Here is a 13,285-nt window from a genome sequence, read left to right on the forward strand (position 1 = left end):
CAAGCCTCGCTCCTACAAGGTCATACGTTCACCTGTAGGAGCGAGGCTTGCCCGCGAAGGGGCCAGTACCGGTGACGAAAAACCTATAGGTTGCCCATGACCCGCCCGGCAAAGCCGAACACCCGACGATGCCCCGCCAGATCCACCAGCTCGACCTCGCGACGCTGCCCTGGCTCAAAACGCACGGCGGTGCCGGCGGGAATGTTCAGGCGCATGCCGCGGCTGGCGGCGCGGTCGAAGGTCAGGGCATCGTTGGTTTCGAAAAAGTGATAGTGCGAGCCCACCTGAATCGGCCGATCACCACTGTTGGCCACGGTCAGGCTGATCGTGCGGCGGCCTGCATTGAGTTCGATGTCGCCAGGCTGGATCTGGTATTCGCCGGGAATCATCAATGGGCTCCTTGGAGAATCTTGTAATAGAGGGCAGTCGGTTTGTAGCGGCCGGTCGGATCGCAGGCGTAATCGGGGATTTCGCCGGCGCGGGTGTAACCCAGTGCCTTGTAGAAGTCTTCGGCGGGGGAGCCGGCCTCGGTGTCGAGGTAGAGCATGCCGCGCTTGTGTTGCAGGGCGGCTTGCTCCAGAGCGCTCATCAACTGTTGGCCCAGCCCCCGCCGCCGTGCGTGCTCGCGCACCAACAGTTTCTGCACTTCGGCGCGGTTCAAGCCATTGGCTTTCTGGCACAGCCCAAGCTGTACGCTGGCCTGCACCTGTTCATCCTTGACCACCACCCACAGCAACACATGGCCCTTCTTCAGGTTGTCCTGGACCTCATCGAAATAGGCGTGGGCCTGATTGGCGTCCAGATCGGCCATGAAACCAACGCTGGCGCCATAACCAACCGCATCGAGCAGCAGATCAATCAAACCCTGACGATAGTGCGCAAAGCTTTCAACGTTGACGCGTCGCAGTTGGGCGGGGTTCATCGGGTGTCACTCCTTGCTGGCGAGCGGAGGTTGGGCGCCGGGGTTGAGGGTCAGTTGCATGAAGGTCAGGTCCAGCCAGCGACCGAACTTGGTGCCCACTTGAGGCATTTGCCCGGTGGTCACGAATCCGATGCGCTCGTGCAGGCGAATCGAGGCGGCGTTGCCGCTTTCGATGGCGGCCACCATCACGTGCTTGCCACCTTCTTTGGCGCGCACGATCAGGGCCTCCATCAGTTTCGGGCCCAGGCCATTACCGCGTTGGTCGCTGCGCACGTAGACCGAGTGCTCGACGGTGTGGCGAAAGCCATCGAACGGCCGCCAGTCGCCGAACGAAGCGTAGCCCAGCACATGGTTGTCAGCGTTGACGATCACCAGGATCGGATAGCCCTGGGCCTGGCGAGCGCTGAACCAGGCCTGGCGGTTACCGAGGTCGACAGCCTGTTCATTCCAGATCGCCGTGGTGTTGAGCACGGCGTCGTTGTAGATGTCGCGGATCGCCGGCAGATCGGCGTGTACCGCATCGCGGATGGTGTAAGTCATGGCGCAGCCTCAGGCGATGGGTTGATGGACGGTGACCAGTTTGGTGCCGTCGGGGAATGTCGCTTCGACCTGGATCTCCGGGATCATTTCCGGGATACCTTCCATCACTTGTTCACGATTGAGCAGGGTGGTGCCGTAGTGCATCAGCTCGGCCACGGTCTGGCCGTCACGGGCGCCTTCAAGCAGCGCCGCTGAAATGTAGGCCATGGCTTCCGGATAATTGAGTTTCACACCGCGGGCCAGACGCCGCTCGGCCACGAGGCCGGCGGTGAAGATCAGCAGCTTGTCTTTTTCGCGTGGGGTCAGGTCCATCGTAGAAATCCATCGGGGCAGATTAGAAAGTTTCGGATCTGTAAATACATCACCTGTAGGAGCGAGGCTTGCCCGCGAAGGGGATCTTGAGGCCGCCAAAAGCTTCGCGGGCAAGCCTCGCTCCTACGGTGATCGGTGATCGGTGATCGGTGTTCAGGTGTTCCATATTCTGGGTGGGAGGGCTTCCCGGCCGAGCAACGCTGGCCTGAGCAATCGCCACAATTCAATCAGCCAACCGCGCGCCAGCAATGCTTCGCTGGCCAGGCACCGGGCAACCAGCAACCCCGGCAATTGAGTCAAATCCCCGCGCACCTCATTGTTCAGCGACCGGCAACGCTCCAGCAAATCAGGCTCGATTTCGCCCGTCACCAGCAGCGTGGCAAACACCGGTTGCCCGTCCAGGCCGATTGGCGAATCCAGCAAACCATCGCCACCGACAATGCGCTGGCGCTCATGCCAGATCAACCGGCCGTCACGGCGAATATCCAGGTGCGCCTGAAAATGCCCAAGGTCGAAGCGCTCACCGCTGGCCGGGCGGCCCAGTGCTACCACGTCCCAGTAGAACAACCGGGCATCGCCTTCAAGGTCGATGCCGGTGCGCAGTTCAGCCTGGGCCGCACTGAAAACGATCGTCTCCTGGGGCAACCATTCCAGTGTCGCACCGGCGGCCACTTTCAGATCCAGCTGCTGATACGCGGGGCCTGCAGAACGATACCATTTGGCCGCGCCGGGGCTGGTGATCTGTACCCAGGCATCGCGGCCGACACTGGCCGAGATGTCCAGGCGATCACCGCCGGCAATGCCGCCCGGCGGGTGGACAATGATGTGCTGGCACACTTCGGGCCCTTCCGCGTACAGGTGCTTTTGCACCCGCAGCGGGCCCTTATGCCGACGTTGAACCGGGCGTGTGCTGTCGCCGAACCGGGCGTAGCCCAAATCCAGCTCGGCGTGCCAACTGGGGGTGAATATGGCGCCGGAGGCGGGAAGAGTCATGGTCAGTGCTTGTCTGGTGGTCATCCGGACAATTGCAAAGGCTGTGCCGCACGCAATTGCAGGCTGAAAGGCGGTTGTAAACCATGGTCGCGCACCAAAAGGAGGCGACTTGCGCGGTGTTGCGCAACAAAATGGTTCACGACTCAGATCGTGACCAACCCGCGCACACCCTCGGCCTCCATGTTTTCGCCACGGCCCTGCTGCACGATTTCACCACGAGACATCACCAGATATTGATCGGCCAGTTCGGCGGCGAAGTCGTAGAACTGCTCCACCAGCAGTATCGCCATGTCGCCGCGTGCCGCGAGTTTCTTGATCACCGCGCCGATTTCCTTGATCACCGACGGCTGGATGCCTTCGGTGGGCTCGTCGAGGATCAGCAGGCGCGGACGGCTGGCCAGTGCGCGACCGATGGCGAGTTGTTGTTGCTGGCCGCCGGACAAGTCACCGCCGCGCCGTTGCTTCATTTGCAGCAGCACCGGGAACAGCTCGTAGATGAACGCAGGCACTTCCCTGGCTTCAGAGCCTGGAAACCGCGACAGACCCATCAACAGGTTTTCCTCCACCGTCAGGCGAGCGAAGATCTCTCGACCCTGCGGCACATAAGCGATCCCGGCATGCACCCGTTGATGCGGCTTGAACGTGGTGATCGGTTTGCCTTCCCAATTCACCGCACCTTCTTTTGCTGGCAGCAGACCCATCAGGCATTTGAGCAAGGTGGTCTTGCCCACGCCGTTACGGCCCAGCAGGCAGGTGACTTCGCCGACCTTCACGTCAAAGCTCAGGCCACGCAGGATGTGGCTTCCGCCGTAGTACTGGTGCAGCTTGTCGACTTGCAGCATATCTTCAAATCTCCTTATTCCCCGTAGGAGCGAGGCTTGCCCGCGAGGGAACGCCTCGGTTGAACTGTAAGTCCGCGTCATCGTTCTTCGCGGGCAAGCCTCGCTCCTACAAAGAGCATTCAGCGACCGAGGTACACCTCGATTACGCGCTCGTTATCCTGCACTTGCTCCAGCGACCCTTCCGCCAGCACGCTGCCTTGGTGCAACACGGTAACGTGGTCGGCAATCGAACCGACGAAGCCCATGTCGTGTTCCACCACCATCAAAGAATGCTTGCCCGCCAGGCTCTTGAACAGCTCGGCGGTGAATTCGGTTTCGGCGTCGGTCATGCCCGCCACCGGCTCGTCGAGCAGCAGCAGTTGTGGGTCTTGCATCAGCAGCATGCCGATCTCTAAAAACTGCTTCTGGCCATGAGATAACAAGCCTGCCGGGCGATTGACCGAGGCGGTCAGGCGGATGGTATCCAGCACTTCACTGATACGATCTTTCTGCTCGCCATTGAGCCGTGCCCGCAGGCTGGCCCATACCGATTTGTCGGTTTTCTGCGCCAGTTCCAGATTCTCGAATACGCTCAGGGCTTCGAACACCGTCGGCTTCTGGAACTTGCGACCGATGCCGGCCTGGGCGATCTGCACCTCGCTCATCTGCGTCAGGTCCAGGGTTTCGCCGAACCAGGCCTTGCCGTGGCTGGGGCGGGTCTTGCCGGTGATCACGTCCATCAGCGTGGTCTTGCCCGCGCCGTTGGGGCCGATGATGCAGCGCAGTTCGCCGACGCCGATGTACAAATTCAGAGCGTTCAGCGCCTTGAAGCCATCGAAGCTGACGCTGATGTCTTCCAGGGTCAGAATGGTGCCGTGGCGCGTATTCAGGCCGGGGCCGACGCGTTGGCCGAGACCGATGGCGTCGCGGCTGCTGCCTGCGTCTTTGTTCGGTTCCAGGGGCGGAAAGAAGGCAGGTTCGAGCATGAACTCGGCGCTTGCAGTGACTCTCATGATTCACCTCGTTTCTTCAGCAGGCCGATCACCCCTTTGGGCAGGTACAGGGTCACGACGATGAACAGCGCGCCGAGGAAGAACAGCCAGTATTCGGGGAAGGCCACGGTGAACCAGCTCTTCATGCCGTTGACCACGCCGGCGCCGAGCAACGGACCGATCAGCGTGCCGCGACCGCCAAGGGCGACCCAGACAGCGGCTTCGATGGAGTTGGTGGGCGACATTTCACTCGGGTTGATGATGCCGACTTGCGGCACATACAGCGCACCGGCCAAACCACACAACACGGCACTCAGCACCCAGACAAACAGCTTGAATCCACGTGGATCGTAGCCGCAGAACATCAGCCGGTTTTCGGCATCGCGCAGCGCGGTCAGCACCCGACCGAACTTGCTCTGCGCCAGGCGCCAACCGATGAACAGGCTTGCCACCAGCAACAGCACCGTGGCGAAAAACAGCACTGCACGGGTGCCCGGTTCGGTGATGCCAAAGCCCAGGATGGTGCGGAAATTGGTGAAACCGTTGTTACCGCCGAATCCGGTCTCGTTGCGAAAGAACAGCAGCATCCCGGCAAAGGTCAGGGCTTGGGTCATGATCGAGAAGTACACGCCCTTGATCCGCGAGCGGAAGGCGAAAAAGCCGAAGACCAATGCCAGCAACCCCGGCGCCAGTACGACCAGACACATAGCCCAGAGGAAGCTTTCGGTGCCGGTCCAGTACCAGGGCAACTCGGTCCACGACAGGAAGGTCATGAACGCCGGCAAGCCATCGCCCGACGCCTGGCGCATCAGGTACATGCCCATTGCGTAACCGCCGAGGGCGAAGAACAGGCCGTGGCCGAGGGATAGCAGGCCGGCGTAACCCCAGACCAGATCCAGCGCCAGGGCGACGATGGCGTAGCAGAGGATTTTGCCCACCAGCGTCAGGGTGTAGGCCGAGACATGCAGCATGCTGTCCGCTGGCAACAGCGACAGCAGTGGCAACGCCAGCAGCAAAACGAGAATCATCGCGCCAGCGGCAATCGTGACTTTGGGACCGGCCTTTTGGGTAGCCGTGACCATCAGGGGCTGGTTCATCAGTCGATCACCCGTCCTTTGAGTGCGAAGAGGCCTTGCGGACGTTTCTGGATGAACAGAATGATCAGCGCGAGGATAAGGATTTTGCCGAGCACCGCACCGATCTGCGGCTCGAGAATCTTGTTGGCGATTCCCAGGCCGAAGGCGGCGAACACGCTACCGGCCAGTTGCCCGACACCACCGAGCACCACCACCAGGAATGAATCGATGATGTAGCTCTGACCGAGGTCCGGGCCGACGTTGCCGATTTGGCTCAGCGCCACGCCACCGAGGCCGGCGATGCCGGAGCCCAAGCCGAAGGCGAGCATGTCGACACGCCCGGTGGGCACGCCGCAGCAGGCGGCCATGTTGCGGTTCTGGGTGACCGCGCGAACGTTCAGGCCCAGGCGTGTCTTGTTCAGCAGCAGCCAGGTCAGCACCACCACGAACAGCGCGAAGGCGATGATCACGATGCGGTTGTAAGGCAGCACGAGATTGGGCAGCACTTGAACCCCGCCCGACAACCACGCTGGGTTGGCCACTTCGACGTTCTGCGCACCGAAGATCAGACGGACCAACTGGATCAGCATCAGGCTGATGCCCCAGGTGGCGAGCAGGGTTTCCAGCGGACGCCCATAGAGGTGGCGAATCACCGTGCGCTCAAGCGCCATGCCGATGCCAGCGGTGACGAAAAACGCCACCGGCAGTGCGATCAATGGATAGAACTCGATGGCCTGTGGCGCCAAGCGTTGGAACATCAACTGCACCACGTAGGTCGAGTAGGCACCGAGCATCAGCATCTCGCCGTGGGCCATGTTGATTACACCGAGCAGGCCGAAGGTGATCGCAAGACCGAGTGCCGCGAGCAGCAAGATCGAGCCCAGGGACATGCCGCTGAAGGCCTGGCCAAGGAGTTCGCCGACCAGCAGTTTGCGTTTGACTTGAGCGAGACTGGTTTCGGCGGCGGTGCGCACGGCGGCATCGGATTCGACACCGGGTTCCAGCAGCCCTTCGAGTCGGGTGCGGGCCAGCGGGTCGCCGGTTTCGCCCAGTAACCGCACGGCAGCCAATCGCACAGCCGGATCGGTATCGACCAATTGCAGATTGGCCAGGGCCAGGCTGAGGGCAGCGTGGACGCCTTCATCTTTTTCACTGGCCAGTTGCTGGTCGAGAAATTTCAGTTGCGCCGGTTTGGCGCTTTTCTGCAATTGCTGCGCAGCGGCCAGACGGGTTTTTCCATCGACGGCGAGCAATTGATGGCTGGCCAGCGCGGTGTCGATCAAGCCACGAAGGCGGTTGTTCAGGCGCAGGGTTTTCGGCTGGCCATCGACAGTCAATTCGCCTTGTTGCAGGGTGTTGATCAGTTCGATGCGTGCAGGGTCGGGCTGCGCGGCCCAGGATTCCAGCAGTTTGGCTTGTTGCACGGGGTTGGCGGCGGCGAAGTCTTCGGCGTCGCTGGCAAAAGTGGCCATTGGCAGTAATACAAAAACGATGGCAAAAAACAGACGATAAAGGGACATGGCTACGTCCTGAAGGGCGATGACGGACCCTGTAGGAGCCGAGCTTGCTCGCGATAGCGGTGTGTCAGATGCACCGCCATCGCGAGCAAGCTCAGCTCCTACAAAGTTAGGAGCTGGTGCCTAAGGCTCAGTTGCTCTTCACCGCATACTCAGGCTTTTTGTCGTTACCCGGGATGAACGGGCTCCACGGCTGGGCGCGGATCGGGCCTTCGGTTTGCCACACGACGTTGAACTGACCATCGGCCTGGATCTCACCGATCATCACGGGTTTGTGCAGGTGGTGGTTGGTCTTGTCCATGGTCAGGGTGTAGCCCGACGGTGCGGCGAAAGTCTGGCCACCCAAGGCTTCGCGGACTTTGTCGACGTCAGTGGACTTGGCTTTTTCAGCGGCCTGCGCCCACATGTGGATGCCGACGTAAGTGGCTTCCATCGGATCGTTGGTCACGGCTTTGTCGGCGCCCGGCAGGTTGTGTTTCTTCGCGTAGGCTTTCCAGTCAGCGACGAATTTCTGGTTGGCCGGGTTCTCGACCGATTCGAAGTAGTTCCACGCCGCGAGGTTGCCCACCAGCGGCTTGGTGTCGATGCCGCGCAATTCTTCTTCACCCACCGAGAACGCCACCACCGGTACATCGGTGGCTTTCAGGCCCTGGTTGGCCAGCTCTTTATAGAACGGCACGTTGGAGTCGCCGTTGACCGTGGAGATCACGGCGGTCTTGCCGCCGGCCGAGAATTTTTTGATGTTGGCCACGATGGTCTGGTAATCGCTGTGGCCGAACGGGGTGTAGACCTCTTCGATGTCCTTGTCGGCCACGCCTTTGGAATGCAGGAATGAACGCAGGATCTTGTTGGTGGTGCGCGGGTAGACGTAGTCGGTGCCGAGCAGGAAGTAGCGCTTGGCACTGCCGCCTTCTTCGCTCATCAGGTACTCGACGGCGGGGATCGCTTGCTGGTTCGGCGCGGCGCCGGTGTAGAACACGTTCGGCGACATCTCTTCGCCTTCGTATTGCACTGGATAGAACAGTAGACCGTTGAGTTCTTCGAACACCGGCAACACCGATTTGCGCGACACCGAGGTCCAGCAGCCGAACACCACCGCGACCTTGTCCTGGGTCAGCAACTGCCGGCCTTTCTCGGCAAACAACGGCCAGTTCGACGCCGGGTCTACCACCACCGGCTCCAGCATCTTGCCGTTTACGCCGCCCTTGGCGTTGATCTCGTCGATGGTCATCAAGGCCATGTCCTTGAGCGACGTTTCGGAAATCGCCATGGTCCCGGACAACGAATGCAGAATCCCGACCTTGATGGTCTCGGCGGCCTGGACAGTCCAGGTCATGCCCATCGCGGCAATGCTTGCCGAGAGTGTGAAAGCCTTGATCAAACTGCGACGCTTCATTGTGCGATCTCCATGAACGTTTAATTTTTCTGGTTGGCAGATGCGGACGACTGAAGGGTCTTTAGCAAGGGCTGTGCCCGGTCGGGAAAAGGCAGGGAAATGTCGGTTTAGAGCGGTTGCGTGGGTTGGCGGCGCACCATGAAGGGACGCGTTCAGCGCATTGGTGCGCCGTGTTGCGCCACGTTGGGGCGTAAAGTTTGTGAGCAACACTGGCCCACTGTAGGAGCGAGCCTGCTCGCGATGAGGGTGTGTCAGTCACCATCAATGGGATCTGACACGCCCTCATCGCGAGCAGGCTCGCTCCTACAGTTTTGTTCTTTGTGAATCAGTGCCGGCGCATCAGGCTGATGAAGAACAGGCCGCCGATGGCCGCGGTGGCAACGCCGATGGGCAGGTCTTCGGGGGCGATCATCGTGCGGGCGGTGACATCGACCCATACCAGGAACAGGCTGCCGAGTATCACGCACACCGGCAGCAACCGGCGGTGTTCGGCCCCGACCAGGCGCCGGGCAATGTGCGGCACCATCAACCCGACAAAACCGATCGAACCGCTGATGGACACCAGCACGCCAGTCATCAACGAGGCGATCACAAACACCCACAACCGCACGGTTCGGGCGTTCAATCCCAGTGTCACGGCGGTTTGTTCGCCCGCCATCAGGGCATTCAGCGAGCGCGCCATTCCCAGCAGCAACACCAACCCCAGCAGCACGCTGGTGGCCGGGACAGCCAGCAGTTCCCAGCGTGCCAGCCCGAGTCCGCCGAGCATCCAGAACATCACCGCGGAACTGGCGCGGTGATCGCCGAGAAACAACAGCAGGTTGGCAATCGCCATCATCACGAACGACACCGCCACGCCGCACAGCAACAGGCGATCACTGTCCAGTCGGCCATGGCGGCTGGCGATCAACAGCACCACCAGCATGCTCAGCAACGCACCGATGAACGCGGCGATGGGCAAGGTCAGCAGGCCGACGATTTCACCGACATGCAGCACCACGATCACCGCGCCCAAGGTGGCACCGGACGTGACCCCGAGCAAATGCGGATCGGCCAGCGGGTTACGCGTCACGGCCTGCAACACCGCGCCGATCAGTGCCAGGCCGGCGCCGACCAGCGCACCGAGCAGCATGCGTGGCACGCGGATCAGCCAGACGATGTGTTGCTGTCCGGCGCTCCAGTCGGGTGCACCCATGCCGAACAGTTTGTGCAGCAGAATTCGCCACACCACGTCCACTGGCACTTGCGCCGGACCGAAACCCAAGGAGACCACGCACGACACCAGCAACAGCGTGCCCAGGCCGATCAGCAACCAGGTGTAGCGACGCTCGATCATCCGCCGTGCAAACCTTTAGCCAGGGTTTGTACCGCCAGCACGTTGTCGATACCTGGCGTGGCTTGTACGTAAGGGATCACGATGAAGCGCTGATGTTTGATCGCGTCCACCGATTGCAGCGCCTTGTTGCTGCGCAGGAACTGTACTTTTTGATCGGCAGTGATTTCGCCGTAATCGACGATCACGATCACCTGCGGATTGCGTTCAACCACATTCTCCCAGTTGACTCGGGTCCAGCTCGCCTCGACGTCGTCGAGTACGTTGCGTCCGCCCGCGGCATCGATCAACGCTTGTGGCATACCCAGGCGACCCGAGGTCATGGCCCGGTCCTCACCGCTGTCGTACAGGAACACCCGAGGTTTGTCGGCAGGCAGGTGTTGGCGGACTTCGGCGACTTGCGCCTGCATCTGGCCGATCAGGGCATTGGCGCGATCCTGCACGTCGAAGATTTTCCCGAGGTTACGCAGGTCGTTGTAAGTATCTTCCAGTGTGGCCGGCGGACGCTTCATCACGAAGGCGCAGGACTCGGTCAGCTCGTAGACATTGATACCCAACGGTTGCAGGGTCTGCGGTGTGAGGTCGCCACCCACGCGCATGCCGTAATCCCAGCCGGCGAAAAAGAAGTCGACGTTGGCATTGAGCAGGGTTTCCACCGACGGGTACTTGGCCGCCAGTTCCGGCAAACCGTCGAGGATGTTGTGCATGTCGGGCGTCACCGACTTCCAGCCCGACACGCCACTGTAGCCGGCCATTTGCGGCTTCAGGCCGAGGGCGAGCATCATTTGGGTCATGTTGATGTCGTGGCTGACCGCGTGTCTCGGCGCTTGCTGGAAGGTCACTTCGCGGTTGCAGCTCTGAATGGTCAGTGGGTAGCGCGTGGCGTCGGCCAATGCCTGGGGGCTGCCCAATAAGAGGGAAACGTACAGCAGGGAGCGAAAAATCATTATTGGGTTATCCAGGTGATTCGTGGGTAGCCGTGCAAGGGGTGTTCATCGATCAACGCTTCGACGCCGAAAACGTTGCGCAGCAGTGCGCTGGTCAGGACTTCTTTTGGCGAGCCGCTGGCGACGATGCGGCCGTGGTTGATCACGTACAGGCGATCGCAAAACGCGGCGGCCAAGTTGAGATCATGGATGCTGGCCAGGGTGCCGATGTTCAGGCGCTTGACCAGCTGCAACAGCTCCAGCTGATAGCGCGGGTCGAGGTGGTTGGTCGGCTCGTCGAGGATCAGCAATTGCGGCTGCTGGGCCAGCGCGCGAGCGAGGATCACCCGTTGTTTCTCACCGCCCGACAAGGTGGAGAAGGCATGGTCTTCGAAACCTTCGAGGCCGACTGACTTCAAGGCCTGGGTCGCAAGATGTCTATCCTCGAGCGTGTCGCCATCGAACAGCCCCTTGTGTGGGGTGCGACCCATGGCGACCACTTCAAAGACGGTCAGGCCAAAGGCCTCGGGAAACTCCTGCAACACCACAGCGATACGTTGCGCGCACCAGCGTGAGGATTGCTGCCAGACGTTGTGGTGATCGAGCCTGACCTCGCCGCTCTGCGGTTTGCTGAAACGCCAGGCGCAACGCAGCAGACTGGTCTTGCCGCTGCCATTGGGGCCGATCAACCCGACGAACTCACCGGCAGTCACCTGCAGCGAGGCATCGCGCAACTGAAACTGGTGATGACAGTGGCCGTGGCCCAGGGGAGACCAGGTGAGGTTTTTGAGGTTGAGCGAGGTCATGCAGTTGCTCTAGGGGGCTGATGGCCTCTTCGCGGGCAAGCCTCGCTCCTACAGGTGATCATTGGACCATCGTAGGAGCGAGGCTTGCCCGCGAAAGGGACGGAAAGGAACCCTGAGATGTCAGAGGGCAGCGCGGGGGAGTTTACAGCCCATTGAGCCCCGCGCATCTCGCTTGTCTCATGATGAAGTTGAGGCGCTCTCAGTTTGCCGGGTGAAGCGCGACAGCAGCAGCTTGTCGAGCACCCAGACCGCCACCAGCGAAGCACCTACCAGCGGGAACGCGACTGCCAGGGCGAACATGATGACGATGGCGGTTTTCCATTTCGGCAGGTCATGACGCAGCGGCGGTACGCCGAGCTTGCCTTGCGGACGACGCTTCCACCAGATCACCACGCCGCTGACGGCGCTGAGCAGGATCATCAGGCAAATCAGCAGCACGATGATCTGATTGACCACTCCGAACATCTTGCCTTCATGCAGCATCACGCCGATTTCCGTGGCGCGGGCGACAGTGCCGTAGTGCTCGAAGCGCACGTCGGCCAGGACCTTGCCGCTGTACTGATCGACATGCAGGGTGGCGTCGTTGCGCGGGTCATCGGCGAACACCGAGATGGTGAACACGCCGGTCGCGGATTTCGGCAAGGTGATGCTGTAGCCCGGTTCGACCTTGCTCTGCGTGGCGATGTTTTGCACGTCTTGCAGGCTGATGGTCGGCGCCGCCGGAGCGGCGTGCGCGCCGTCGTGAGCCATGTGCTCGGCGTGGGCGCCGGACATTGGCATCGGGGTATTTTCCATGGCCCAAGGCACGGTCTGTTGCGTGGCGCTGTTGAGGCTGCGCGCTTCCACATCGGACTTCGGCACGTCATCCCACATGGCCGCCGGGAACACGTTCCACACACCGGCGAATTGCTGGCCCCAGAAACCGGTCCAGGTCATGCCGCTGAGTAGCATCACCAGCAACAAGGATGCGCCCCAGAACCCGGTGACGGCATGCAAGTCGCGCCATAGCACGCGGCCGCGACTGCTCAGGCGTGGCCACAGAATGCCTGCCGCCTGGCCGCGCGGCCACCAGAGGTAGACCCCGGAAACCACCAGCACAATGCCCCAGCCAGCGGCCAGTTCAATAAGCCGGTCACCCACCGTGCCGATCATCAGTTCACCGTGAATCGATCGGGCGATGGCTTGCAGGTTTTTCTTGGCGTCTTGCTCGCCGAGGATGTCGCCATGGTACGGGTCGATGAAGACGTTCAGCTCCTTGTCGCCATCGAGCACGACAAATTGGGCGCTGCGCTCGGCGTTCACCGGTGGCAGGTATTGCTTGATCGTGCCCTGTGGATACGCGTCTTTGACGCGCTTCATCAGGTCATCGGCCGCGACGGTGTGATGCCCGGCCGGCACATTGAGCCAGTTGCTGTACATCAGTGAGTCGAGTTGCGGCTTGAACAGGTAAATGGTGCCGGTCAGGGCCAGCATCACCATGAATGGCGCCACGAACAGTCCGGCATAGAAATGCCAGCGCCAGGCCAGGTTATAGAAATTCACTTTTGGCTGTTTCATCACGTGTGCTCCGCTTGGCTTGGATCTTTTAGTTGTTGGGTTGGCGGTTGCCGTGCAACCGATCGCGAGCAGGCTCGCTCCTACAAAAGAGCGG

At 61.1% G+C, this 13,285-nt stretch carries 14 protein-coding genes; all 14 read right to left on the reverse strand.

Translation table 11 applies throughout. The features are described 5' to 3' along the window. Positions 1 to 83: 83 nt before the first annotated feature. Positions 84 to 389, reverse strand: coding sequence for an urease subunit beta (locus ABTV22_RS02775; protein ID WP_433738459.1), 306 nt, complete (start codon positions 387 to 389; stop codon positions 84 to 86). Next, the gene (locus tag ABTV22_RS02780) at positions 389 to 922 is read right to left on the reverse strand and encodes a GNAT family N-acetyltransferase (RefSeq protein WP_433738460.1); all 534 of its coding nucleotides are present in this window, start codon (positions 920 to 922) and stop codon (positions 389 to 391) included. Before ABTV22_RS02780 ends, ABTV22_RS02775 begins: the two co-directional genes overlap by 1 nt. 6 nt (positions 923 to 928) lie before the next feature. Beyond that, positions 929 to 1,462, reverse strand: a complete 534-nt coding sequence (locus ABTV22_RS02785; protein ID WP_433738461.1) for an N-acetyltransferase family protein — start codon at positions 1,460 to 1,462, stop codon at positions 929 to 931. A 9-nt stretch (positions 1,463 to 1,471) separates the two neighbouring features. After that, a complete protein-coding gene (ureA, locus tag ABTV22_RS02790) occupies positions 1,472 to 1,774 on the reverse strand; it encodes an urease subunit gamma (RefSeq protein ID WP_077045336.1) in 303 nt (100 codons plus the stop codon). Positions 1,775 to 1,927: 153 nt separating this feature from the next. Then, entirely contained in the window at positions 1,928 to 2,767 is an 840-nt protein-coding gene (locus ABTV22_RS02795; RefSeq protein WP_433738462.1) for an urease accessory protein UreD, read from the reverse strand. A 143-nt stretch (positions 2,768 to 2,910) separates the two neighbouring features. Next, positions 2,911 to 3,609, reverse strand: a complete 699-nt coding sequence (gene urtE / locus ABTV22_RS02800; RefSeq protein WP_433738463.1) for an urea ABC transporter ATP-binding subunit UrtE — start codon at positions 3,607 to 3,609, stop codon at positions 2,911 to 2,913. Positions 3,610 to 3,728: 119 nt separating this feature from the next. Continuing rightward, positions 3,729 to 4,601 (reverse strand): urea ABC transporter ATP-binding protein UrtD, encoded by an 873-nt coding sequence (urtD, locus tag ABTV22_RS02805; RefSeq protein WP_433738464.1) that lies wholly within the window; start codon positions 4,599 to 4,601, stop codon positions 3,729 to 3,731. Next, positions 4,598 to 5,677 carry an urea ABC transporter permease subunit UrtC gene (gene urtC, locus ABTV22_RS02810; RefSeq protein WP_433738465.1) on the reverse strand — a complete coding sequence of 360 codons (1,080 nt, stop codon included), beginning with the start codon at positions 5,675 to 5,677 and terminating at the stop codon, positions 4,598 to 4,600. Before urtC ends, urtD begins: the two co-directional genes overlap by 4 nt. Continuing rightward, entirely contained in the window at positions 5,677 to 7,128 is a 1,452-nt protein-coding gene (gene urtB / locus ABTV22_RS02815; protein ID WP_433741280.1) for an urea ABC transporter permease subunit UrtB, read from the reverse strand. Before urtB ends, urtC begins: the two co-directional genes overlap by 1 nt. 175 nt (positions 7,129 to 7,303) lie before the next feature. Then, positions 7,304 to 8,569 (reverse strand): urea ABC transporter substrate-binding protein, encoded by a 1,266-nt coding sequence (urtA, locus tag ABTV22_RS02820; protein ID WP_095192070.1) that lies wholly within the window; start codon positions 8,567 to 8,569, stop codon positions 7,304 to 7,306. Between the two features lie 325 nt (positions 8,570 to 8,894). Further along, positions 8,895 to 9,905 (reverse strand): FecCD family ABC transporter permease, encoded by a 1,011-nt coding sequence (locus ABTV22_RS02825; RefSeq protein ID WP_433738466.1) that lies wholly within the window; start codon positions 9,903 to 9,905, stop codon positions 8,895 to 8,897. Further along, on the reverse strand, positions 9,902 to 10,849 hold the full coding sequence (locus ABTV22_RS02830) for an ABC transporter substrate-binding protein (protein ID WP_433738467.1): 948 nt from the start codon (positions 10,847 to 10,849) through the stop codon (positions 9,902 to 9,904). The genes ABTV22_RS02825 and ABTV22_RS02830 overlap by 4 nt, the downstream gene beginning before the upstream one ends. Then, positions 10,849 to 11,634, reverse strand: coding sequence for an ABC transporter ATP-binding protein (locus ABTV22_RS02835; RefSeq protein ID WP_433738468.1), 786 nt, complete (start codon positions 11,632 to 11,634; stop codon positions 10,849 to 10,851). Before ABTV22_RS02835 ends, ABTV22_RS02830 begins: the two co-directional genes overlap by 1 nt. Positions 11,635 to 11,811: 177 nt before the next feature. Continuing rightward, positions 11,812 to 13,191, reverse strand: coding sequence for a PepSY-associated TM helix domain-containing protein (locus ABTV22_RS02840; protein ID WP_433738469.1), 1,380 nt, complete (start codon positions 13,189 to 13,191; stop codon positions 11,812 to 11,814). Between the last annotated feature and the right edge of the window lie 94 nt (positions 13,192 to 13,285).

It is taken from the genome of Pseudomonas putida, from assembly GCF_050990305.1.
Lineage (GTDB): Bacteria > Pseudomonadota > Gammaproteobacteria > Pseudomonadales > Pseudomonadaceae > Aquipseudomonas > Aquipseudomonas putida_AH.